The sequence below is a fragment of the Streptomyces saintjeani genome (assembly GCF_055409605.1).
Genome location: NZ_CP189624.1, coordinates 5415832 through 5439815, shown reverse-complemented (window position 1 = coordinate 5439815; position 23984 = coordinate 5415832). Strand labels below are relative to the sequence as shown.

Sequence of the window (23984 nt, the reverse complement as noted above, 5' to 3'; positions counted from 1 at the left end):
GCGCAACGACAGGAAAGCGAAGGGGAGTAACGGGTGGCCGCGCCGATCCAATTGACCCGGATGCACCGCGTGCTCATCGGCGTGGTCGTGGCCGGCGCCGTGATCATCGCCGGTATCGGCTTCGCCGGTTCCTACGCGGCGGTCCGCGAGCTGGCGATCAAGAAGGGCTTCGGGAACTTCAGTTACGTCTTCCCGATCGGCATCGACGCGGGCATCTGCGTCCTGCTGGCCCTGGACCTGCTCCTGACCTGGATCCGCATCCCCTTCCCGCTGCTGCGGCAGACGGCGTGGCTGCTGACGATGGCGACGATCGCCTTCAACGGCGCGGCGGCCTGGCCCGATCCGCTCGGCGTCGGCATGCACGCGGTGATCCCGGTGCTGTTCGTGGTCGCCGTCGAGGCGGCCCGGCACGCGATCGGCCGGATGGCGGACATCACGGCGGACAAGCACATGGAGGGCGTCCGCCTGACGCGCTGGCTGCTCTCGCCGGTGCCGACGTTCCTCCTGTGGCGCCGCATGAAACTGTGGGAACTGCGCTCCTACGACCAGGTGATCAAGCTCGAACAGGACCGCCTCGTCTACCAGGCCCGCCTCCACTCGCGCTTCGGCCGCGCCTGGCGCCGCAAGGCCCCGGTGGAGTCCCTGATGCCGCTGCGCCTGGCCCGGTACGGCGTCCCCCTCTCGGAGACGGCCCCGGCGGGCCTCTCGGCGGCGGGCATAGAGCCGCGTCTGCTCCCCCCGGCGCCGGTGCTCCAGCAGGAGGAACTCCCGGCTACGGCGGCCTCGTTGACCCCGGCGGCGGAGGGCCGGCGCCCTCAACTCCCCGCGCAGACAGGCGCACAGCCCGGGCAGGCGGCGCAGCAGCAGCCGTTGCAGAACCCGGCACCGGAACAGGCACCGCAGCAGCAACCGGAGCAGCAACCGAACGCACAGCCGGACGCACAGCAGGCCCCGCAGCCGAATCCGCAGCAACTCCCGGACGAGCAGCCCGAGTCGGGCCCCGACGCGAGCCCCTGGTTCCAGAAGGCCCCCGCCGAGGTCGCGTACCAGGGCGGCTACGACCCGAACTACAATCCCGAGGCCGCGTACGCCGACTGGTACGCCCAGCAGGTCCAGGCGGAACAGTACGAGGCCCAGTACCAGCAGGAGCCCCCGCAGGAGGAGCCCTCCCCCGAGGAGACCGGCACGTTCCCGATCCCGTCGGGCCCCGGCCGTACCCGCGAGCTCGGTGAGGGCGGCGGCACGGAACCCCCCGCGCCGGACGAGGAGTCGTTCTACGGCATCTTCAAGCAGTCGATAGACGGCAGCTACCCCACTCCCCGCGAGTTCAGCGACAACGTCGAGGCCACCCACGGCATCTCCCTCTCGGACGCCGAGGCGAAGCGCATGGTCCTGCGCTTCCAGAACCGCCACACGGCGGAGGTCATGGACGACCACATCGCGTAGAGCGGAGAGCTGAGCGCGCGCAGCAAAAAGGGAGCCCCCTCTGGAGGAGGCTCCCTTTCTCGCGAGCGAGCTACGTAGCTGGCCGGCTAGCTACAAAGGACTACCCGGTTACTCCCCGAGCAGGACCCGCACCCGCTCCTGCCCGACGGCAAGCAGCAGCGTAGGCAGCCGAGGCCCCGTGTCCCGCCCGACCAGCAGGTGGTACAGCAGCGCGAAGAACGTCCGCTGAGCCGTCTTGATCTCGGCCGGCAGCTCCTTCGGCGTCGCGTCGGCGGAGAACCCGGCCTGCACCTTGGGTACCCCGTACACGAGGTGGGTCAGCCCGTCGAGGGACCAGTTCGAGGCCAGCCCGTCGAGCAGCAGCCGCAGGCTCTGCTGGGCCGCCTCGTCGAGGGACTTCAGCAGATCGACGTCCGCCTCGGCCCGCACGATGGTCCGCTGGTCCGCAGGCACATGCGTGTTGATCCACGCCTCCGCCTTGTCGTACCGGGGACGTACGTCGTCGAGTACGACCAGAGGGTGAGCCGGGTCCAGCTCGGAGAGGATGCGCAGCGCCTGGTCCTGGTGCCCGGCGGTGATGTCGGCGACGGACGCGAGCGTCCGGTACGGCAACGCCCGCGCGGTGGACGGCAGTTCACCGGCGGCCGTACCGACGGCCCGCGAGTACGCGGCGACGTCACCCGGCAGCGCCGACCCGTCCTCCACCTTCAGGACCAGCTTGTCCCACTCGTCGTACAGCCGCTGGATCTCCTGGTCGAAGGCGATCTTGAACGACTGGTTGGGCCGACGGCGCGCGTACAGCCACCGCAGCAGCTGCGGTTCCATGATCCGCAGCGCGTCCCCGGGCGTCGGCACCCCGCCCTTGGAGGACGACATCTTCGCCATCCCGGAGATCCCGACGAACGCGTACATCGGCCCGATCGGCTGCTGACCGCCGAAGATCCCGACGATCTGCCCGCCGACCTGGAACGACGAGCCGGGCGAGGAGTGGTCGACGCCGGACGGCTCGAAGACGACGCCCTCGTACGCCCACCGCATCGGCCAGTCGACCTTCCAGACCAGCTTGCCCCGGTTGAACTCGGTCAGCCGCACGGTCTCGGAGAACGCGCACGCGGTGCACGTGTACGTCAGCTCGGTGCTGTCGTCGTCGTACGCGGTGACGGTCGTGAGGTCCTTCTCGCAGTTGCCGCAGTACGGCTTGTACGGGAAGTACCCGGCGGACCCGGCGGACCCGTCGTCCTCACCGGCCGCGCCGGACCCCTCGGCGGCCTCCAACTCGGCCTCGTCCAGCGGCTTCTGGGACTGCTTGGCCGGGGCCTTCTTGGTCCGGTACTGGTCGAGGATCGCGTCGATGTCGGCGCGGTGGCGCATCGCGTGCAGCACCTGCTCGCGGTAGACCCCGGAGGTGTACTGCTCGGTCTGGCTGATCCCGTCGAACTCGACGCCCAGCTCGCCGAGCGCCGCGACCATGGCCGCCTTGAAGTGCTCGGCCCAGTTCGGGTACGCCGATCCGGCGGGCGCGGGTACGGAGGTCAGCGGCTTGCCGATGTGCTCGGCCCACGTCTCGTCGACCCCGGGGACCCCGGCGGGAACCTTGCGGTAGCGGTCGTAGTCGTCCCAGGAGATGAGGTGACGGACCTCGCGCCCCCGGCGGCGGATCTCGTCCGCGACCAGGTGGGGGGTCATGACCTCACGGAGGTTGCCCAGGTGGATCGGGCCCGAGGGGGAGAGACCGGACGCGACGACGATGCGTTTACCGGGGGCTCGGCGCTCCGACTCCTCGATGACCTCGTCCGCGAAACGGGAGACCCAGTCGGTGGTCTCGGTGCTCTGAGCCACGATCGGCACGTCCTCTGTGTTCTGGGATTCCTCGGGGAATCACGGCTGACCCGTCCCATTCTCCCAGGAGGCACCCAAACCACGAAAACGGGTATCGGCGCCCCCCAGGTCGTACCCGGTTAGTACTCAAGGGGGACGCCGATGAAGATGCGGAAACCTCAGCCGAAGTTCACCGGGATGTACTGGTCGTACGACCGGTCGGCCGTGGCGGTGAAGTCGGCCCGCGTCACGATCGCGCACCGCACCCCGTTCACCCCGCAGGTGACCCCGTCGGCGATCTGCGGCTTGATCTTGAGGTCGGTCAGGAAGGACCCGCCCTCCTGGTAGGGGAGGGTGACCCCGGGGGTACCCGTACCCGTGTCGGTGATCCGACGGGCGGACCCGTCGGTCGACTCCCGCCCGCCGAGACAGGGCGTGGGCAGGGTGGTGTACGTCTCAGGGTGCCCGACGACCACACCCTTGGGTACGACACAGAAGGCGAGGAAGATGCCCTGCGCCCGGTTGTACCCGTACCCGGCGACGTCGACGGTCCCGCCCGACGCGGGCAGCGAGGTGTTGAACGCGCCGAGCCGCAGGTCGAACTTCTGACCGTCGGCGGCGGTGGTCACGCGGTGCGCGGAACCGAAGGAGGGGGTGGAGTACGAGGGCGTCGCGGAGGCACCGGAAGCGGTGACGAGAGCGAGCCCGGCGGCAGCGGCCGTGACCAGCGCAGCCCGGAGTTTCTTGGTGGGGGGCTTCATGGTCAACATGACAGTCCGCAACTGATCAGTAGGCAATGGCGCCTGGATTCGTACACCGGACCTACACATCGGCCGAAGTGGACGCTTATGTGCGCCTTACGGCGGTGACCCTGCGTCCCGAAAAGCGCTTTACCACCCATGGGATACTGGAGGGGTATATCCATCCCCACGAGGAGAACGGCACCCACCCCATGGCCTCGGTCACGTCCCTGAGCGACTCCGTCCAGCAGCACCTCGCGTCCGCCCTCTCGGCCACCCTGCCGGAGGCAGCCGGAGCGGACCCGCTGCTGCGACGCAGCGACCGGGCGGACTACCAGGCCAACGGTGTCCTCGCGCTGGCGAAGAAGGCGAAGGCCAACCCGCGCGAGCTGGCGACGCAGGTCGTCGCGAACCTGACGGCGCCCGACGCCGGCTCCGCCGTCATCAAGGACATCGAGGTCTCCGGCCCCGGCTTCCTCAACATCACCATCGCGGACAGGGCGATCACCGACAACCTCGCGGCGCGCTACGCGGACGACACCGGCCGCCTCGGCGTGCCGTACGCGTCCCACCCGGGCACGACGGTCGTCGACTACGCGCAGCCGAACGTGGCGAAGGAGATGCACGTCGGCCACCTCCGCTCGGCGGTGATCGGCGACGCGGTGGTCCAACTCCTGGAGTTCACCGGCGAGAACGTGGTCCGCAGGCACCACATCGGCGACTGGGGAACCCAATTCGGCATGCTCATCCAGTACTTGGACGAGCACCCGAACGAACTGGACCACAAGGACGGCGAGATCACCGGCGAGGAGGCGATGTCCAACCTGGACCGCCTCTACAAGACCGCGCGCAAAGTCTTCGACTCCGACGAGGAGTTCAAGACGCGCGCCCGGCGCAGGGTCGTCGACCTCCAGGCGGGCGACCCGGCCACGCTCGCCACCTGGCAGAAGTTCGTCGACGAGTCGAAGATCTACTTCTTCTCCGTCTTCGAGAAGCTGGACATGGAGGTCCGCGACCCCGACATCGTCGGTGAGAGCGGCTACAACGACATGCTGCACGAGACGTGCCGCCTGCTGGAGGAGTCCGGCGTAGCGGTCCGCTCGGAGGGCGCGCTCTGCGTCTTCTTCGACGACATCAAGGGCCCCGACGGCAACCCGGTCCCCCTGATCGTCCAGAAGTCGGACGGCGGCTTCGGCTACGCGGCGACCGACCTCTCGGCGATCCGCGACCGCGTCTTCGGCCTGAAGGCGGACACCCTCCTGTACGTCGTCGACGCCCGCCAGTCGCTGCACTTCAAGATGGTCTTCGAGACGGCCCGCCGCGCCGGCTGGCTCAGCGACGACGTCACCGCCTTCCAGCTCGCCTTCGGCACGATCCTCGGCAAGGACGGCAAGCCGTTCAAGACGCGTGCGGGCGAGACGGTCAAGCTGGAGGACCTCCTCGACGAGGCCGTCGACCGCGCGACCGCCGTAGTCCGCGACAAGGCGGAGAAGATCGGCCTCACGGAGGAGGAGATCGTCGAGAACGGCCGGTACGTCGGGATCGGCGCGGTCAAGTACGCCGACCTGTCGACGTCGGCCGTACGCGACTACAAGTTCGACCTCGACCAGATGGTCTCCCTCAACGGCGACACGTCGGTCTACCTCCAGTACGCGTACGCCCGTATCCAGTCGATCCTGCGCAAGTCGGAGGGCGCGGCCCCGACCCCCCACCCGGACCTCGAACTCGCGCCCGCCGAGCGCGCGTTGGGCCTGCACCTGGACCAGTTCGCGGAGACGGTCCTGGAGGTGGCGGCGTCCTACGAGCCGCACAAACTCGCCGCGTACCTCTACCAGTTGGCGAGCCACCTGACGACGTTCTACGACCAGTGCCTGGTCCTGAAGGCCGACACCCCCGCCCAGAAGGAGAACCGCCTCTTCCTGATCGACCTCACGGCCCGCACCCTGCACCAGGGCATGGCCCTCCTGGGCATCAGGACACCGGAAAAGCTCTGAGGCACGACACCGCCGGTGCCCTCGGATTCCCGTAAGGGTTTCTCCGAAGTCACCGGCGGTGACAACTCCCCTGCGGCAAAGTACCGTTGACAACGCGATGGATGCGGGGGAGACATGGCCATCACCGTCGACGAACGGGCCGCGCGCCCGGCCGTGCCCTACAGCGGTACGGCGACGTCCGAGCACGATTCCGACGGTTCCCGGCTCCCCGTCGACCCGCACACCGAACAGCCCGCGACGGTGCTCCCGCGAGACGTACGTCTGGCCGCCGCGCGCCTCTCGCCTCCTCCCGGTCTGCACAACCTCCCGCCGCTCCCGGCGGAGCCCTTCATCGGCCGTGAGACCGAACTCGGCCGATTACAGGACGCGTTGCTGTCGGGCGGCGGACCGTCCTCCGCGAGAGACAACGCCGTCTCCCTCCTGATCGGCGCTGCGGGGACGGGCAAGACCACCCTCGCCCTGCGCTACGCGCACGCGCGACGCGCGGACCCGTACTCCTTGATCTGGCGGATCCCCGCCGAGACGGAGGCCCGGACAGCCACCGGCCTGGCCGATCTGGCACACCACCTCCATCCACCCTGGTCCCGTACCGCTTCGCCGAGCGAATGCGCCGAGTTCACCCTGCTCTGGCTGCACGAGCACACGGACTGGCTGCTGATCTACGACAACGTGGAGCGGCCGGAGCACCTCACCCCCTATCTGGGCCGCCTCCTCGGCCGCGGCCACCAACTGGTCACCACCCGGCACCGCAGAGGCTGGCCGGACCAGTTCCATCCGATCTCCCTGGACGTCCTGGCCCCCGAGAACGCGTACGACCTGCTCCGCAGGACGGCCGGACTCGACGAGGACACTCCCGCCGACCGCAGGACGGCGGAACGCCTGATCGAGGACCTCGGCTGTCTCCCCCTGGCCCTGGCCCAGGCGGGTGCCTACCTCCGCGAGACCCGTACCGGACTGGCCGGTTACCGCTCCCGGCTGGCCGATGCCGAGGGTCTCGACGACGACACCGACCCGGTCGGCGAGAAGATCGCCCAGATCTGGCGGACCAGCCTGGAGAGCATCCGCCACGACCATCCGCTCTCGGTGCCGCTCCTGCACGCCCTCGCCTGGTGTGCGCCGGAGGCCGTACCCCGCGAGGTCCTGGACCAGTGGCCCGAGCCCCGCCGGGAGGTCGAGGCGGCTCTGGACGCCCTGACGGACTTCCACCTCATCACCTCCACCCCGGCCGGTCTCCTCCTGCACCGGCTGGTCCGCAGCTCTCTCCAACTCGCCGACTCCCCGGAGGCGTTGACGGCCCGCGACGGAATGGAACGCGCGCTCGCAGCCCACCCGTCGGCCGAGCGGACGGCTCTCGTCCACGTCCAGGCGCTCGCCGAGTCCGGTCCGGCCGCCAGCGCCGACACCCGGGTGGCGGACATGTACCGCAAGGGTGCGGCGGAGCTGATCTCCCGGGAACAGCACGTCCTGGCGATCCCGTTGATGACCCAGGTGGCGGAGGCCGACAGCGTCCTGCACGGCGAGGACGCGGACGTCACCCTGACCGACCGCGACCTGCTGGCGGAGCTACATGCCAAGGCGGGTGATCCCGCCAAGGCCCTGGGGCTGTGCAAGGACGTCTATCTCGACCGTCACCGGCTGCACGGCGCCGAGGCTCCCGAGACGCTCACTGCCCGTGAACGCCTCGCCTACGCCTATCGCAAGGCGGGGGAAGTGACCCGGGCGGTTACCGAGCTGACCGCGACGGTCGCCCACCGGCAGCGGCTCTTCCCCGAGGCCACCGAGACGCTGACGGCCCGTAGCAGTCTCGCCTACGCGCTCCAGAGCGCCGGCCGTCACGCGGACGCCGTCCGGGAGTTCGAGTCCCTGGCCGAGGTCCTCCCCCGGGTCCTGCCCGCCGACCACCCCGACATCCTCGCCTCCCTCAGCAACCTCGCCTACGCCCACCAGGCCGCGGGCGATCACCGCAAGGCCCTGGACCTGTACGCCCGGGCCGTGGCGGCACGGGTGACGGCGCGCGGCGCCGACCACCCCGAGACGCTGAACTGCCGGGGCTGGCTGGCCGCCGCCCACCAGGCGGCCGGTGATCCGCGTACGGCGGTGACGCGGTACCGCGCGCTGGTCGCCGACCGCACCCGGGTGCAGGGACCCGACCATCCCGACACCCTGCGCTGCCGTCAGCAACTGGCCTACGCCCTGGCCGGCGCGGAGGGTCACCACAAGGCGCTTCCCGAGTTCGAGTCCCTGGCCGCGGACAGCGCCCGCTTCCAGGGCCCCGACCATCCGGCGACGCTCGACTTCCGTGACGACGTCGCCACGGCCCACCGCAACCGCGCCGACCACGGCCGGGCGGCGACCGCCTACGAGAAGCTGATCGCCGACTTCGTACGCGTCCGGGGAGAGCACCACGTCGAGACGCTGCGTTGCCGGGGTGATCTCGCCTTCACCCGGCAGCTGGCCGGGGACCACCGCGCGGCGATCCGGGAGCGCACCGAGCTGGTCGAGGTCCGTACCCGCGTGCAGGGCCGGGATCACCCCGACACCCTCACGGCCCACGCCAACCTGGGTTTCGCCCACCGCTCCAACGGGAGCCACGCGCGGGCGATCCAGATCTTCGAGAAGGTCGTCGAGGACCGCACCCGCGTCCTGGGTCCCGCTCACCCGCGCAGCCTGAACACCCGCCAGTACCTGGCACGGACCCGCCAGCTGGCCGGTGACCACCGCGGAGCGGTCGAGGGGCTGCGGCGCCTGCTGGCGGATCTCGCCGGTTTCCTGCGCCCCGGCCACCCCACCGTCCTGAACGCCCGGTCGGACCTCGCCGAGGTGTACCTGGAGGAGGACGACCACCTCACGGCGCTGCTCCTCTTCGAGCAACTGGCCGCCGACCGCGAGGGTTTCCAGGGACCGGCGCATCCCGCCACCCTCTACACGCGCGAGCGGCTCGGGGAGGCGCACCGGGCCGCCGGGAACCACCGGCAGGCGGCGGAGATCTTCGACGCCCTGACCGCCGACCGGGCCCGGCTCCTGGGTCCCGACCATCCGCGGACCCTGCACACCAGGAGCTGGCGGGCCTGGGTGATGCGCTCGGCCGGCGAGTTCCGCCAGGCCGTGTCGGCGTCCGCCGACCTGGTGGCCGACCGGGCCCGGGTGCTCGGCGCGGAGGCCGCCGAGACACTCCACGCCCGCAACGGACTCGCTCTGGCCAGACTGGGCGCGGGTGACCACGCGGACGCCGTGGCGGACTTCTCCGCGCTGCTCGACGACCGCTGCCGCATCCTGGGCGCCGAGGCGCCGGACACCCTCCTGATCCGCGAGAACCTGGCCAACTCCTGCTCGGCGGCGGGCGATCACGCGCGGGCCGCCGTCCTCTACGAGGAGGCCGTGGCGTCCTGGACCCGGCTGCGGGGCGCCGATCACCCGCGCACGCTGCGGGCCCGCCGCGACCTCGCCCTGGTGCGCCGCACCGCCGGCGCCCACGCGGAGTCCCTGGCCCTGCTGGAGGCCGTCGTGGCGGACGCCGTCCGGCGCGGCGGCCCGAATCGTCCGTCCGTGCTCACGTTCCGCGGCGACCTGGTGTGGGGACACTGCTCGGCGGGCGCCTACCAGCGGGCGGCGGCGCTGGCCGAGGCGCTGCTCGCCGACCAGTCCCGGGTCCGTGGCCGCGAGCACGTCACGACCGTCGGGGTCCGCGCGCAGCTCGCCCACGCGTGGATGCGGTCGGGTCAGCACCAGCGCGCGATCATCGGGTTCGAGGAACTGGTGGAGATCCGTACCCGGCTCGGCGGACCGGACCACCATCTCGCGCTGGACGCCCGCGAGTCGCTGGCGTCCGCGCTGCGGGAGGGGATGCACCTGGAGCGCGCGGTCGCCGCCTTCGAGGACCTGGTGGCGGACCGCACGCGGGTGCTGGGCGCGGACCACCGGGACACCCTCGCCACCAGGGTCTCCCTGGCCGAGAGCAGGCGGTACGCCGGGGACCGCACCGGAGCGCTGCGCGACCTGAAGGCCCTGCTGTCCGACCACGAACGCATCCACGGTCCCGACCACGTCCGCACCTTCGGGGTCCGCCAGTACCTCGTCTGGACGTCGTCGACTCCGGCGGAGGCGGCGCGCACCCAGGAGACGGCCGAGCGGCTGGTGGCGGACTGCGCCCGGGTCCTGGGCCCCGCTCACCGGCAGACCCTCACCGCGCGCGGTCGGCTCGCCCAGGTGCACTTCGCGGAGGGCCGTACCGCGCTCGCTCTGCGGGAGCGTACGGAGCTGCTGGCCGACTGGACCCGGGCCTCCGGCGCCGACCACGCCGACGTGTTCGACCTGCGCAGGTCCCTCGTGTGGACACTGCGCCGCTCCGGGGACCGGCTGCGCTGCCTGCGGGAGGCCGAGGCGCTGCTGACGGACAGCGAGCGGGTACGGGGGGAGAGCCATCCGAGGACGCTCGACCTGCGGATCGTCCTCGCCTGTGTCTGCTGGCAGGCGGGAGACACCTGGCGCGCCGCCCAGCTCCTGACGGAGCACCTCGCGCGCTGCGAGGCGGAACTCCCCGAGGAACACCCCGGGATCTTCTGGGTACGCGGCCTCCTCGTCTGGCTGACGGCCGACGCCGGGGTGCCGGGACGTGCCGTGCGGACGGCCCGCGAGCTGGTCGAGCACGCCCGCCGGACCTTCGGCCCCGGCCACTGGTACGCGCTGCGCCTGCTCCCGGTCCTCACGCACGCCCTCCTCCAGGACGGCGCGCGGCAGGAGGCGGCGGAGGTCTTCGCGGAGCTGCTGCGCCACTACCCGGGTGGCCTGCCCGACACCGCGCGGGACATCGCACAGGTCCACGAGGAATCCCGTCCGGTCCGGGAGGACGACGAGGAGTCGGTCCGCCTCGGCCGGTTCCTGGACGTCTTCGCGACCGGCTACGAGGCTCCGCTCCCCACCCTCGCCGTCCTGGTCGCGCGCACCCTGGACGACCCTCGGGAGGCCACGGCTCTCCTCGAAGCGGTGTACGACGGCCGCTCGCGCGTCCTCGGCCCTCACCATCCCAGCACCCTCGAAGCCCTCGCCGAACTCGCCTTCACCTGCCTGGAGTCGGGCATCGACGAGGTCCCCGAGGATGTCGTCGCCCGCCACGCGGAGGCCCTCGGCGCCGACCACCCCACGGTCCAGGAGCTCGCCTGGCGCCTGCGCACGGCACGCCCCGCCTGGCGCGCCCGCGTCATCCTTCTGACCGACGAGCCCGCCACGGACGCCCCCGCCCACCTGGAACTCCGCCTCGAACGGCAGCGCGGGCAGAGGGAGCTGGCGCGCGTGATGGTCATCGCGGGCTGCCGCACGAAGGCGACGGTCGACCCGCCGATGGCCGAGTACGAGCCCGGCGGCGCCCTGGACTTCGCCCTGACCGCACACGAACCCGGCGCCCACGAGGTGCACTTCACGATGTACGACCACGCCTCGGGGTTCGCGCTCCAGGAGATCAAGACGGTGGTCGCAGTCAGCGAGGAAAGGAAGGGCCCGGCTCGATGACGGTGGACATGGCGGTGGAGACGGTCCGCGACCCGGCCCACGGCTACACGGGGGAACCACCAGGACAGGGCGACGGCGAACTGCGCGTGATCCTGACGTACCGCACCGCGGAGCAGCTCCAGATCGTCGTGAAGGGACAGGACGGCTGGTTCCGGGCCGACTTGGAGACCCCGGCGACCTCCCTGTGGCAACTCGGCGTGCGGCTGCGGACGTTGTGGAGCGACCTGGTCGTGCACCACCAGAGCCCGGACGGCTCGTACGGCGAACAGGTCGGCGGCTACCCGCTCACCGAGACCGTCGACCTGAGCAAATTCGCCCCTGTCACCGACGAGTTGGTGGCGCGGCTCGCGCGCGAGGGGTACGGGCTGCTGACGAAGCTGCTCCAGGGCCACCACCCGCGCCTGGCCGACGTGCGCGACTTCCTCATGGCCGCGCTGGCCCAACCCGGGCCGCTGCGCGTGACGTTCGACTCCGAGGTCCAACTCCCCTGGCCGATGCTGGCAGTTGACCCCGGGGAGTGCGGGACGCCGTGGGAGGCGTTCCTCGGGTACCGGCACCAGGTCGAGCAGAACGACCGGCACCCCTGGGACCACGCGCCGCTCGCCGTGCGCGACCGGGCGGCGACCAGCCTCAACAAGGACACGGCGCTGGACGGGGTGGGCCGGGCGCCCGAGGTGCATCAACTCCTGGAGAACCGGACCCGGTTGACCGTACGGACCAAGGGCAGCGAACTCCTCGACGCGCTCGCCGTGCGCATCCTCGCCGAGGACCTCATGTACTTCTGGTGCCACGGCCACTTCGCGGACAACGGCGCCTCGGGGACCTGCCTGTCGGTACGGCTCACCGACGACGAGCATGTGGACGGCCCCGCCGTCGAGTTCCAGCGCCTCGGCATCCCGCGCACCTCGCAGGCCCGCTTCAAGCCCTTCGTCCTCCTCAACGCCTGCCACACCGGCCGGGCGGGCGCCCCCAACGCGCTCAAGCACCTCGGCCAGGAGCTGATCGAGATGGGCGCGGTGGGGGTGCTGGCCCCGCAGATCGACGTACCGCAGGTGTTCGCGGCGGAGTACGCGTACGGGTTCCTGGAGTCGTACCTCGCGGGCGAGCGCACCGCCGGGGAGATCAGCCAGTCCCTGGTACGGGACTTCGCCGAGAAGTACCACAACCCGCTGGCTCTCACGTACGGGTTGAACTGCGGCATCGACAGCAGACTGGACCTGGCCTCGTGAAACGACGTAAGCCCGCCCCCCTCCCGAAGCCCGCCGAGATCGATCTCGACCAACAGGGCCGCCTGACGACGGGCAAGGGCACCCCCGTCCCCGTCAACCGCGTCGCCGACCACCTCGCCACCGCCCTCCCCCTCCCCACCTGGGCCACCGACATCCACGTCTACGTCCACGGCTGGCAGACCCCACCCGCCCAGGCGACCAAGGCGGCGACCCAACTCCTGGGCCAGGCCGTCGAGTTGTACGCGGCGAGCCCCGACCGCTACCCCGGCCTCAAGGCCGACGGCTACCGCCCCTGGTGCGTCGTCGTGCGCTGGCCCTCCTCAAGTCTCTCGAAACTCAAGGGCGGTTACACTCGCATCCGCGACCGCGCGCACGCGATGAGCGCGGAGGGCAAGGGCCACGCGCCGTACGTCATCGGCCACTTGCTGGGGTACCTGGACGAGGTGCGCGGCGATCCCAAGGCGCCCCCGGTCCTCACGGGCCGCTCCGGCAAGTACCTGCACCTGATGGGCCACTCCTTCGGCGGCCGGTTCCTGTGCGAGGCCGTGCAGCGGGCCGCCGAGCCGCCGAAGACGCTGGGCTGGAGCACCCCGCACGACCCACGCCGGCCGTTCACCGTCGACAGCATGCTGATCTTCCAGATGGCCGCGCCCCGCGACGCGTTCACGACCCACTTCGACACCCTGTTCCCCACGCCGACCCACCCCGGCGCCCCGCTGCGCGGCCCCCTCGTCCTCACGCACTCCCGCTGGGACCGGGCGACGGGCTTCTGGCACCTGCGCGCCGAGAAGGCACCCGGCATCGGCCACTCGGGCGCGGGCGCGGCCCCCGTACCGCAGTTCAGTACGAAGCTGCTGCGGACGACCGACCCCTACCCCCAACTCGCCCTGGACCACCGCCTGGTGAACGTCGACGCGGACTGGCTCTACCGGGGCAGCCCCCTCAACCCCACCGGCGCCCACTCCGACTTCCACCACCCTGAGTCCGCCCACCTCCTCCTCACCCTGGCGGAACGCTCCCGCTGACCGCTGGATACCCTGCGACATCATGAACCGCGCCTGGATCCTCCCCGCCCTGCTGGCCATCTGCGGCACAGCCGCCGCAACCGGCCTGCTCAGCAGGGAGAACCCCGTCGCGGCGGTGGCTTTCGCGCTCCTGTTCGCAGCCCTCGCGGTCATCAACTCCCCGCTGATCTTCCCCACTTCGACCACCGAGGCGGCAGCCCGGAGCGCCGACGACGGCCGCCCGATCGTCTATTGGCGCCCCGGCTGCAAGTACTGCGCGCGCCTCCGCATCCGTCTGGGCAACGAGGCGCGACACCTGCACTGGGTCAACATCTGGACGGACCCCGAAGCCGCCGCCACGGTCCGCGCGGCGAACGACGGCAACGAGACGGTACCGACGGTGTTCATCGGGGACCGCCCGTACGTCAACCCCGAACCGGCCTGGCTGAAGGCTCAGTTGGCGGACCAGAACCGGACGACCCGCCGCTGACCCGCAGAGCCTGTGTCACAGGCTCTCAGCACCGCAGCGCGAACTCGCACCACACGATCTTCCCGACCCCCCTCTCCCGCACCCCCCACTTCGCGCTGAGCGCGGCGACGAGCACGAGCCCGCGCCCGCCCTCGTCCCCGTCCCGCGCCTGAGCGACATGCGGCCAGCCGCCCCCGCTGTCGTGCACCTCGACGAGGACGGTCTCCTCGTCGAGCCGCAGCGACAACAGGAGCTGGCGCCCGACAGGAACCCCGTGCAGCAGCGCGTTGGTCACCAACTCGCTGACACACAGCAGCACATCGGGAACCCGCTCGGACGAAGCGAGCCCCCAACCGGTAAGCGTCTCCAGGGCGAACCGCCGCGCGGCAGGCACGGACCGCCGGTCACGGCGGAAGCACCTCTCTCGCAGCGACGGCCGTTGAGTTGTTCCGTTCACGGGGCGAGAGTGGCGCGAGCTCACTACGGTTGAACACCCTGCCAGCCCGTACGCCGGGTTTCGTACGGGTGTGTACGGGTGAGCCGCGCCCAACTCCGGGGGATACACGCCAACATGAGTCCCAGGAAGCCGTCAAGGCCGAAGAACAAAACCTCGATGAAGATGCTGGGCAGGCAGATCGCCACCGCCCGCCGCGCGAGTGGCTACACGCAGGTCCAGCTCGCGCTGATCGTCGGCATCGACGACGAGACCATCGCCTCCATCGAGCAGGGCCGACGACCCCTGAAGCCGGACATCGGCCGGAAGATCGACAAGGCCCTTGGTACGAAAGGGGTGTTCGAGGAGGGCGCGGAGAACCTCCCGGAGATCGACCAGTACCCGGAGTTCGCGGAGCTGTACATCGACCACGAGCGCTCGTCGATCGTGCTGTCCTGGTACGACAACGCGGTCATCCCCGGTCTTCTCCAGACTGAGGAGTACGCCGAAGCCGTCCTGCGCGAGCGCGTCCCCGCGTACGACGAGGAGGAAGTCCAGGCGAAGTTGCAGGGCCGCGTCGAGCGTCTGGCGATCTTCGAGCGCGAGACCCCGCCGACGATGAGCTTCATCATCTGGGAGCCGGTGCTCCACATGATGATCGGCGGCCCGGCCATAAGGCTGCGGCAACTCCGCCACCTGCGGGAGATGGCAGACCGGCCCAACGTGACGATCCAGATCCTCCCGCTGGCGAGCCCTCATCACGCGGGCCTGGACGGCCCGTTCATCCTCCTCGAAACGGAGGACCACCAATACCTCGCGTACGCCGAGGGACAGCGCGGCAGTCACTGGGTTTCGGACCCGGATGAGATGTCCATCCTGGCAAGCAAATATGCGATGCTGCGGACACAAGCCCGCGACGTCGAAGAGTCCAAGCGCATGCTGGACAGCTTGGTAGGAGAAGCATGAGCACCGAAGCACTTCAGTGGTTCAAGTCGACGTACAGCGGCAGCGAAGGCGGCGCGTGCCTCGAAGTCGCCGTCGCATGGCGGAAGTCGAGCTACAGCAGCGACGAGGGCGGCGCGTGCGTCGAGGTGGCCGAGTGCCCCGGCACCATCCACATCCGCGACTCCAAGAACCCCGAGTCCGCGAGCCCCACCCTCCAGCTCACGCCCACGACTTGGGCCGCCTTCACCACCAACCTGTAACCCGCAAGATCGTTACCTGAGACCCCATCTCGCAGATAGACAGGGCATGTTGATCACCACAACACGCCCCACTCTGCGAGAACTCCTCTTCGAGGACGGCGTCCACGCCACCCACCGCCACACCATCACGCACCCCGTCTTCCGCCACCGCCCCCACGCGACCACCGAGGAACGGTGGCGGCTGACTTACGACCGCCTACGCCACGTACACGACCAACTCCCCTTCCCAGCTGAGCACTTGGCGAACGACCCGCGCCAACTCGCCGCGCTCCACGAGTGGACGTCGGTCGTGGACGGCGCGACGGCGACAGTCGCGGGCATCCACTACAACCTGTTCCTCGGCAGCGTCCTGGACGACCAGGACTCCCCGCCGCGCGACCTCACCCCGTTCACGGAACTCACCCGCACAGGAACGTTCCTCTGCACGGAGGAGGCCCACGGCAACGACGCCGCCGCGCTGGAGACGACGGCGACGTACGACATCGACGCCGACGAGTTCGTCCTGCACACCCCGCACCCCGGCGCCGCGAAGTTCATGCCGAACACGAGCCCGGCGGGCGGCCCGAAGACGGCGGTGGTAGCGGCCCGCCTCCTGACGAACGGCCGCGACGAGGGCGTGTTCCTCTTCCTCACTCCCCTGACGGACTCAACCGGCGCGCCCCTCCCCGGCATCACGATCACCCCCTTGCCGGAACGTATCGGCAGCCCAGTGGACCACTGCGTGACCACCTTCACGGACGTCCACCTCCCCCGCACGTCCCTCATCCAGGGCCCCCACGGCCGCCTACAACCCGACGGCACGGTGAAGAGCCTCCTCGGCAGCCCAAGGAAACGCTTCCTCACGGCGATCGACCGCGTCACGACGGGCAAGCTGTGCATGAGCGCAAGCGCCTTGGGCGGCGCCCGAGCAGCCCTGACGGTGGCGGTCCGCTACGCCGACCTCCGCAAGGTCACCGCCCCGACGGGCACCGGAACCCGCGTCCCCATCTCGGCCTACCGCACCCACCACACACGCCTGCTGGACCGCGTGGCAACGGCGTACGCGATGACGTTCCTGCACCGGGCGGTGCTGGATGAGTGGCTGAACCACTCGGCCACTGGACCGGACGGCGCGCCGGGCGAGGCGGGCACGGAGGGCAAGTGGCTCAGCCACTCGACCACCGACCCGGCAGGCGCGGACCAGTGGCTCAGCCACTCACCCACCGAACCACCCGCCACACCCCCAGTGGACCAGTGGCCCAGCCACTCCCCCACCCACCCCCTCACCCCCGACCGCCCCGCAGCCGAACGCCTCGTCGCCATCGCGAAGGGCTGGATCACCTACCAGGCCCGCGACATCGTCACCGAATGCCGCGAACGCTGCGGCGCACGCGGCCTCTTCCCCGTGAACGGCCTCGCCGAGTACCCCGCGAACGCGGAGGGCGCGATCACCGCCGAGGGCGACAACCTCGCCGTCTGGTCCAAGGCCGGTGCCGAGATGCTCTTCGCCCACGACCTCGCCGGGAAGCAGCCGAAGGCGACGGGAGCCGAGAGCGTAACGGACGTAACGTTTCTCCGCAGGGCCCTCTCCACCGCCGAACGCCACTGGCACCAGACAGCCCGCGCAGCCCTCCGCGCCCCCGGCACCAAGGGCGGCGCCTTCGCCCGCTGGAACAACGCGGCGCTCCCGGCGCTGACCCTGGTGGAGACGTACGCACTCGCCCAGGCGTCGGACGCGTTCGCCAGGGCGTGCGCGCGAGCGGACTCCCCCGAACTCAGCGCCCTGCACGCCCTGTTCCTCCTGCGCCACCTCCAGCCGCACGAGGGCCTGCTCCTCGCGGAGGGCGCGTTCACGCCGGACCAGATCCGCGCGCTCCCGACAGCGCGGGCAACCCTCACGACGTACCTGGCCCCCCACCTCACGACCTTCACGGACGCTTTCGACGTCCCGGAGGAACACCTCAACTCCCTGCCGCTGCTGGCCCCTTGAGCCAAGCCGAGCACCCGTCACCAACACCCGCAGCCACCCCCTGACCGCCCCCGTCCAGCCGGCACCCACCGGCTGGACGGCACGCCGTCAGCTCAACAGCGGCGAGTCGACGTCCCTGAGAACCGGCAAACGTCGTCGCCACCTACTCCCCCACCCCTCCGAAACCCCACACAACCCGCGTACGAACCCAATCTCGACACCACCCCTATAATCACTCGAACCCGGAAGGGACTCAGCCCCCTCCAAGCTCAGACCCCTCCAAGCTCAGCCCCCTCCAGGCTCACCCCCCTCCAAGCTCAACCCCCTCCAAGCTCCGCACCGCACGGCGCGTCCCACCGTCCGCCCCCGCCTCCGGGCACATCCGAGACCGAAAGACGTCCCCTTGCGTTCCAGACACGGCTGGCTCCCGGTCCTCGCGCTGAGCCTGAGCGCAAGCGCGCTCGGCGCGGCCCCCGCCTCCTCCGCACCGTCCACGGACACGGCACAACAGACCACCCCCCGGACCAGCCCGAGCACCCCGGCCGCCCCGAGCACCCCGGCCGCCCCGAGCACCCCGACGCCCTCGCCCCGCCCGGCCACCCCCAGCCTGCGCGAAGAGGAGCGGTACTGGACGGCGGACCGCATGACCGACGCCGTCCCGACCGGCCCGGCGGCCACCCCCTCCGCGCCCCGCACCATCGCCCCGCACACCGCCACCCCCGACGCACACGCCGACGCGGTCACCCCCCACCGCACCGCACCCCCCGGCACCCCCCGCCCGGAACACTTCGCCGGCCACCCCACAGTGGGCACGTTCTTCTTCGACAGCAAACCCCTGGGCGGCAAAAGCACGTTCTGCACGGGCAGCGTCGTCCACACGCCCGCGAAGGACATCGTCCTGACGGCAGGCCACTGCGGCACGGGCCTGCAAAAGGCCACGCACCGGATCTTCGTACCCCAATACGTGAGCGGCAGGCCCGCGGCCTCGCAGCCGTACGGCGTCTTCCCGGTCATCCGCGTCTACATAGACCCCCGCTACGAGTCGAACACGAAGAAGCCGGTCTCGGACCTGGACCTGGCCTTCACGCAGACGGCACCCAACAGCAAGGGCAGACGCCTGGAGGACGTCACGGGCGCGCTGACGTTCACGACGACGGCCACGGGCTACACGCACCGCGTGACCGTCCTCGGCTACCCCAGCGCGACGAGCGTCAACCCCCGCCACACCCCGATCCGTTGCCCCGTGACCACCCAACGCCTGCCGGGCTACGGCCAGTTGAGGATGGCGTGCACGGGCTTCTACGGCGGTGTCTCCGGCGGCCCCTGGATCAAGGACTACGACCCGGCCCGGGGAACCGGCAAGGTCATCGGCGCCACCGGCGGCTACAACGGCGGCGGCAACGACACGAACGACGACTGGGTGACGTACGCCCCGCTGTTCGGCAAGGACGCGCAGGCCCTGTTCAACGACGCGGCGGCGCACCGCGCGGTGGGCGCGAGACCGCCGTACAAAACCCTGGTGCTGCCCGACTTCGCCCCCGCCGTCTGGAAGCACGCGGTGGGGATGACGGCGGGTTACTTCACCGGCGGTTCTCCCGGCGGCTCCCGTCACATGGACCTGATCGTGCGGTGGGACGACGGAAGGGTCACCCTCTACCAGGGCGGCGACACCACCCACCCCTTCACCGCCGAGTACCAGCTCGCGCAGAGCAAGAGCATCTGGGCCAAGGCCGTCTCCCTCACCACCGTCAACACCGGCGGGAAGACCGACGGACTGGCCGTGCGCTGGATCGACGGCGAGATGACCCTCTACCCGACCGTCGACACCCAGGGCTTCCACGGCGAGAAGCAACTCGCCCCGCCCCAGACCGCCTTGTGGCGCGACACCGCCCAACTCATGACCGGCGGACGCTTCACCCCCGGCGGCAACCGGGACGACCTCCTCGTCACCTTCAAGGACGGCCACGTCTCCCTCTACGCCGACCTCGCCACCAACGGCCTGGGCAACCAGACCCAGATCACCGCCAAGAACGCCACCTGGCCCCACGCCGGACAGCTCACCACCGCTTCCGTCACCGGCAGCCCCACCGACGACGTCATCGTCCGCTGGAGCGACGGCGAGACCACCCTCTACCCCGGCCTGACCGCCGGGGCCCTCCCCGCCGAGACCCAGCTCCAGCCCCCGAACTCCCCCTGGAAGAACGCCACTCTCGTCACCGCCGGCGCCTTCACCGCCAACACCACGGCCAACGACGTCATCGTCCGCTGGACCGACGGCCACGTCTCCCTCTTCACCGGCGCGGACACCCAAGGCCTCCACACCGAGACCCCCCTCACCTGACACACCGGCCCCGATTGTCAGTGCCGCCGCCTACAGTCACAGACATGGCGACTCTCCCGAACCCCCTCCCCCGGCTCGCGTCGGACCCGAGCGGCCGCAAACTGGGCCTCCGACTCCCGCCGGGCAAGCTGGTGGACGCCGACTGGCCGCAGCCCCTGCTGTGGTACGCGAACCAGCCCGCGTCCTCCGGCAACTGGACGGCGCTGGGCGCCCAGGCGGGCCAGGCGGGCCTCCTCCCGGTCCTCGTGGACGTGGCCAACCACTGGGAGGAGCGCCAGGGTTGGGAGCTGGACCCGGACGCGGCGTCGTACCCGGGGGACCACGACGCGGAGGACGTCCTCGCGGAGTTCTGGGAGACCGAGGAGGACGAGTACGACGAGTTCCACGCCGACCTGCGCGCCCCCTTCACCCGCACCTGGCCCGGCCTCGCCCCCGCCACCACCCCGACCGCCGACCCCGACACGCGCGCCACCCAACTCGCGGACGACATCTCGGAGTCGAAGGACAGGACCTGGTTCACCGCGCCGCACCTCGCCCTCGTCCCCGCCCGCCGCTCCGCCGACATCCCGGCCGCGATCGGCTGGACCGGCCCCCTGAACCACGAGAACGACGTGGCCCGCCTCTGCGCGGTCCTGCGCACGTGGGAGGACCGCTTCGGCGCCCGCGTCGTGGCCATCGGCTTCGCCACCCTGGCCGTCTCGGTCGCCGCCCCGCCCGCCACCCAGGAGGAGGCGGAGGCCATCGCCGCCGAGCACTACGCCTTCTGCCCGGACAACATCGAACAGGGCCCCGGCACGATCGAGGCGTACGCCAAGGACCTGATCGGCGCCCCGAGTTGGCACTTCTGGTGGGACTGACCGGCCGCCCTCGACCTCGCCCCAGGCCCGCCGTCGCCATCCCCCTCGCCCTCGCCCCCTCCCTCGCCCCGAGGAAGCCCCGACCCCGTGATCATCGACCGCGTGTACGCCCACACCACCCCGGACGACAAGGACGACACCGGCGCCCCCGAGTGGCCCTGGTCCGTCCCCTGCGTCGCGGACCTCCTCGCGACCGGCCTCCGCCTCACCGCCCCGGTCACCTTCCTCGTCGGCGAGAACGGCTCGGGAAAATCCACCCTCGTCGAGGCCATCGCGGAAGCCTTCGGCCTGGACCCCTGGGGCGGCTCGCACGACTGGAAGTACGCCAGCCACCGCCCCAAGTCCCCCTTGGGCAAACGCCTCAAGCTCGACGCGACCCCCAATGGCCGCCGCATGATGTCCAGTTGGTCGGCGAGAAAGGGCTTCTTCCTGCGCGCCGAGACCGCGTTGGACGCCCTGGCCAGAGAGGGCTTCACCCCGGACGAGGTCAGCCACGGCGAAGGCTTCCTCGCCGCGTTCCGGGGCAAGTTCCACCACCCCGGGCTCTACGTGATGGACGAGCCGGAGGCGGCCCTCTCCTTCACGTCCTGCCTCGAACTCCTGGGCCACATCGACCACTTGACCCGATCCGGCGGCCAGGTCATCTGCGCGACCCACTCCCCGCTGCTGACCGCCCTCCCCGGCGCGGACATCATCGAGGTCGGCGAACACGGCCTGCGCAGAGCGACCTGGCCCGAACTGGAGCTGGTGGACCACTGGCGCCGCTACCTCGACGACCCCGCCGCCTACCTGCGGCACGTCATCGGCTGACGGTCCCCGTCGCCCCGTACACGTTGATGTCGTCGTCCGTCACATCGTTGATGTCCCGGTACCGGATCTTCTCGATGTCGTCCAGCGCCTCGAACTCCTCCGCCTCGATGGCGGGCGGCGGCGGCGCGGCCCCCGGATGCCACTGGTGCACCGGCACGACGCCGGGCGGCGAGTCGAGCGCCAGCCCCGGCGTCTCCTCGAAGAACCGCTCCACCTCGGCCCTGGACCGGAACACGAACGTGAACCCCCGCTCGGTGTACGTCCGTTGGACCGCCCGCGTGGGAACCGGATGCATCTCGTCGGTGAGATGACTCAGCACGAGCCGGCTCCCGGCGGGCAACGCCTCCACCAGCTCCCGCACGATCGGATAAGCCTGCTCGTCCTCGACGAAGTGCAGCACGGCGACGAGGGCGAGGGCGATCGGCTCACTGAAGTCCAGTGTCCGCGCGGCGAGTTCAAGGATCTGCCCGGGCTCGCTCAGATCCGCGTCGATGTAGTCGGTACGCCCCTCGGGCCCCGACGTCAGCAACGCCCGAGCGTGCGCCAGCACCACCGGATCGTTGTCGACGTACACGACCCGCGCCTCGGGCACCGCCCGCTGGGCGATCTGGTGCACGTTCTCCCCGGTGGGCAACCCGGTCCCCACATCGAGGAACTGCCGGACCCCCTCTCCGGCGAGCCGAGTCACGGCCCGCCGCATGAAGTCCCGGTTGTGCCGCACATCGAGATACCCCCGGGGATTGGCGACAAGCCCCGCAGCGGCGGCCTCCCGATCGACGGGATAGTTGTCCTTCCCGCCGAGGAACACGTCATAGACCCGCGCGGGATGCGCCTTGGTCGTATCGATCCGCCTGCGCAGTTCAGCGGGATCCACCTCAAGCGCATCACCAGGCACGACAGTCTCCTCACCCTGAACCGAAAGTCCCTCCAACTACCTAACGGCTCACGGCAGTTGAGTTACTCACCTCACTGCCACCCGTCCAGCTTCCGAGCCGCCTCCACCGCCCAGTACGTCAGAATGTTCCGCGCCCCCGCCCGCCGGATCCCGGTCAGCGTCTCGAAGATCGCGCGGTCCCGGTCGATCCACCCCTTCTCGGCGGCGGCCTCGACCATGGAGTACTCGCCGGAGATCTGGTAGGCGACGACGGGGAGCTCGACGGCGTCGGAGACGCGGGCGAGGATGTCGAGGTAGGGACCGGCGGGCTTGACCATCACCAGGTCGGCGCCCTCCTCCACATCCAGGGCCAACTCCCTCAGGGATTCACGCCAGTTGGCCGGGTCCTGCTGGTACGTCTTGCGGTCGCCCCGCAACGAGGACCCGACGGCCTCGCGGAACGGCCCGTAGAACGCGGAGGAGTACTTCACCGTGTACGCCAGGATCGCCACGTCCTCCCGCCCGATCTGGTCGAGCGCGTCCCGGACGACGCCGATCTGGCCGTCCATCATGCCGCTGGGGCCCACGACGTGCGCGCCCGCGTCGGCCTGGACCTGGGCCATCTCGGCGTACCGCTCCAGCGTGGCGTCGTTGTCGACGCGCCCCTGCTCGTCGAGGACCCCGCAGTGCCCGTGATCGGTCGTCTCGTCGAGGCAGAGGTCGGACATGACCAGCAGCTCGTCACCGACCTCGGCGCGTACGTCGCGGAGGGCGACCTGGAGGATGCCGTCGGGGTCGGTCCCCGGGGTGCCGTACGCGTCCTTCTTCGAGTCCTCCGGCACCCCGAAGAGCATGATCCCGGAGACCCCGGCCTCGACGGCCTCGACGGCGGCCTTCCTGAGACTGTCCCGCGTGTGCTGCACGACCCCCGGCATCGCCTGGATCGGCACGGGCTCGGCCACCCCCTCCCGCACGAACGCCGGAAGGATGAAGTCCGCCGGGTGCAGCCGGGTCTCCGCGACCATCCGCCGCATCACGGGAGAGGTACGAAGCCGCCGGGGCCGGGAGCCGGGAAAGGAAGCGTACGTAGACATATCCCTAAGCTACGCCCGCCCCGGGAGCACCTTTGCCGACGGGTTGTCGACCCCGGACGCCCCGGACGCCTCGGACACCCCGGACGCCCCGGATCCGCTTCGGCGCCCCGACCTCGGTGGACACCGCGCCAAGCACCCGTGGACGCCTCGCCAACGACAACCCCGAAGCGCGCCCCGGACCATGGTCACCGGCCGCTCACAGCAAAAGGCCGACGGC

At 70.8% G+C, this 23984-nt stretch carries 17 protein-coding genes; 12 read left to right on the top strand and 5 right to left on the bottom strand.

Translation table 11 applies throughout. The features are described 5' to 3' along the window. The first annotated feature begins 33 nt into the window (after positions 1–33). Complete coding sequence (locus tag ACQCO7_RS24755) at positions 34–1446, top strand: DUF2637 domain-containing protein (RefSeq protein ID WP_464073882.1); 1413 nt, start codon at positions 34–36, stop codon at positions 1444–1446. Between the two features lie 108 nt (positions 1447–1554). Here ACQCO7_RS24755 and lysS read toward each other — a convergent pair whose 3' ends face one another. Next, the gene (gene lysS / locus ACQCO7_RS24750; RefSeq protein WP_464073881.1) at positions 1555–3294 is read right to left on the bottom strand and encodes a lysine--tRNA ligase; all 1740 of its coding nucleotides are present in this window, start codon (positions 3292–3294) and stop codon (positions 1555–1557) included. Between the two features lie 149 nt (positions 3295–3443). Further along, positions 3444–4025: a hypothetical protein gene (locus tag ACQCO7_RS24745; RefSeq protein ID WP_464073880.1), complete on the bottom strand. Its 582-nt coding sequence runs from the start codon at positions 4023–4025 to the stop codon at positions 3444–3446. 191 nt (positions 4026–4216) lie between these two features. On the opposite strand from ACQCO7_RS24745, the gene argS reads away from it, so the two are divergent. The 5 genes from argS to ACQCO7_RS24720 all read left to right on the top strand — a co-directional run bounded on the left by argS (position 4217) and on the right by ACQCO7_RS24720 (position 14226). Further along, entirely contained in the window at positions 4217–5998 is a 1782-nt protein-coding gene (gene argS, locus ACQCO7_RS24740) for an arginine--tRNA ligase (protein ID WP_464073879.1), read from the top strand. A gap of 114 nt (positions 5999–6112) precedes the next feature. Continuing rightward, entirely contained in the window at positions 6113–11503 is a 5391-nt protein-coding gene (gene fxsT, locus ACQCO7_RS24735; RefSeq protein ID WP_464073878.1) for an FxSxx-COOH system tetratricopeptide repeat protein, read from the top strand. Then, positions 11500–12732, top strand: coding sequence for a CHAT domain-containing protein (locus tag ACQCO7_RS24730; RefSeq protein WP_464073877.1), 1233 nt, complete (start codon positions 11500–11502; stop codon positions 12730–12732). Before fxsT ends, ACQCO7_RS24730 begins: the two co-directional genes overlap by 4 nt. Next, positions 12729–13757 carry a hypothetical protein gene (locus ACQCO7_RS24725; protein ID WP_464073876.1) on the top strand — a complete coding sequence of 343 codons (1029 nt, stop codon included), beginning with the start codon at positions 12729–12731 and terminating at the stop codon, positions 13755–13757. Before ACQCO7_RS24730 ends, ACQCO7_RS24725 begins: the two co-directional genes overlap by 4 nt. A gap of 22 nt (positions 13758–13779) precedes the next feature. After that, positions 13780–14226 (top strand): glutaredoxin domain-containing protein, encoded by a 447-nt coding sequence (locus ACQCO7_RS24720; protein WP_464073875.1) that lies wholly within the window; start codon positions 13780–13782, stop codon positions 14224–14226. A gap of 25 nt (positions 14227–14251) precedes the next feature. Here ACQCO7_RS24720 and ACQCO7_RS24715 read toward each other — a convergent pair whose 3' ends face one another. Next, positions 14252–14662 carry an ATP-binding protein gene (locus ACQCO7_RS24715; RefSeq protein WP_464073874.1) on the bottom strand — a complete coding sequence of 137 codons (411 nt, stop codon included), beginning with the start codon at positions 14660–14662 and terminating at the stop codon, positions 14252–14254. Between the two features lie 156 nt (positions 14663–14818). Here ACQCO7_RS24715 and ACQCO7_RS24710 point away from each other — a divergent pair, with 156 nt between their 5' ends. From ACQCO7_RS24710 to ACQCO7_RS24685, 6 genes are all read left to right on the top strand, one after another. Continuing rightward, complete coding sequence (locus ACQCO7_RS24710) at positions 14819–15604, top strand: helix-turn-helix domain-containing protein (protein WP_464073873.1); 786 nt, start codon at positions 14819–14821, stop codon at positions 15602–15604. Continuing rightward, positions 15601–15843: a DUF397 domain-containing protein gene (locus ACQCO7_RS24705; protein WP_464073872.1), complete on the top strand. Its 243-nt coding sequence runs from the start codon at positions 15601–15603 to the stop codon at positions 15841–15843. Before ACQCO7_RS24710 ends, ACQCO7_RS24705 begins: the two co-directional genes overlap by 4 nt. A 46-nt stretch (positions 15844–15889) precedes the next feature. After that, positions 15890–17812: an acyl-CoA dehydrogenase family protein gene (locus tag ACQCO7_RS24700; protein ID WP_464073871.1), complete on the top strand. Its 1923-nt coding sequence runs from the start codon at positions 15890–15892 to the stop codon at positions 17810–17812. A 382-nt stretch (positions 17813–18194) separates the two neighbouring features. Then, the gene (locus ACQCO7_RS24695; RefSeq protein WP_464073870.1) at positions 18195–20132 is read left to right on the top strand and encodes a trypsin-like serine peptidase; all 1938 of its coding nucleotides are present in this window, start codon (positions 18195–18197) and stop codon (positions 20130–20132) included. Positions 20133–20176: 44 nt separating this feature from the next. Then, entirely contained in the window at positions 20177–20989 is an 813-nt protein-coding gene (locus ACQCO7_RS24690; protein ID WP_464073869.1) for a DUF4253 domain-containing protein, read from the top strand. Between the two features lie 87 nt (positions 20990–21076). Then, positions 21077–21799: an AAA family ATPase gene (locus ACQCO7_RS24685; RefSeq protein ID WP_464073868.1), complete on the top strand. Its 723-nt coding sequence runs from the start codon at positions 21077–21079 to the stop codon at positions 21797–21799. Here ACQCO7_RS24685 and ACQCO7_RS24680 read toward each other — a convergent pair. Together ACQCO7_RS24680 and hemB are read right to left on the bottom strand one after the other, a co-directional pair. After that, entirely contained in the window at positions 21789–22694 is a 906-nt protein-coding gene (locus tag ACQCO7_RS24680; protein ID WP_464073867.1) for an SAM-dependent methyltransferase, read from the bottom strand. The genes ACQCO7_RS24685 and ACQCO7_RS24680 overlap by 11 nt on opposite strands. Positions 22695–22765: 71 nt before the next feature. Further along, positions 22766–23767, bottom strand: coding sequence for a porphobilinogen synthase (gene hemB / locus ACQCO7_RS24675; protein ID WP_464073866.1), 1002 nt, complete (start codon positions 23765–23767; stop codon positions 22766–22768). Positions 23768–23984: the final 217 nt, after the last annotated feature.

What these genes read in the sequence shown, in the direction of transcription:
- ACQCO7_RS24745 (WP_464073880.1), bottom strand. Translation starts at nt 4,025, where the DNA reads ATGAAGCCCCCCACCAAGAAACTCCGGGCTGCGCTGGTCACGGCCGCT.
- argS (WP_464073879.1), top strand. Translation starts at nt 4,217, where the DNA reads ATGGCCTCGGTCACGTCCCTGAGCGACTCCGTCCAGCAGCACCTCGCG.
- fxsT (WP_464073878.1), top strand. Translation starts at nt 6,113, where the DNA reads ATGGCCATCACCGTCGACGAACGGGCCGCGCGCCCGGCCGTGCCCTAC.
- ACQCO7_RS24730 (WP_464073877.1), top strand. Translation starts at nt 11,500, where the DNA reads ATGACGGTGGACATGGCGGTGGAGACGGTCCGCGACCCGGCCCACGGC.
- ACQCO7_RS24720 (WP_464073875.1), top strand. Translation starts at nt 13,780, where the DNA reads ATGAACCGCGCCTGGATCCTCCCCGCCCTGCTGGCCATCTGCGGCACA.
- ACQCO7_RS24710 (WP_464073873.1), top strand. Translation starts at nt 14,819, where the DNA reads ATGAAGATGCTGGGCAGGCAGATCGCCACCGCCCGCCGCGCGAGTGGC.
- ACQCO7_RS24705 (WP_464073872.1), top strand. Translation starts at nt 15,601, where the DNA reads ATGAGCACCGAAGCACTTCAGTGGTTCAAGTCGACGTACAGCGGCAGC.
- ACQCO7_RS24700 (WP_464073871.1), top strand. Translation starts at nt 15,890, where the DNA reads ATGTTGATCACCACAACACGCCCCACTCTGCGAGAACTCCTCTTCGAG.
- ACQCO7_RS24690 (WP_464073869.1), top strand. Translation starts at nt 20,177, where the DNA reads ATGGCGACTCTCCCGAACCCCCTCCCCCGGCTCGCGTCGGACCCGAGC.
- hemB (WP_464073866.1), bottom strand. Translation starts at nt 23,767, where the DNA reads ATGTCTACGTACGCTTCCTTTCCCGGCTCCCGGCCCCGGCGGCTTCGT.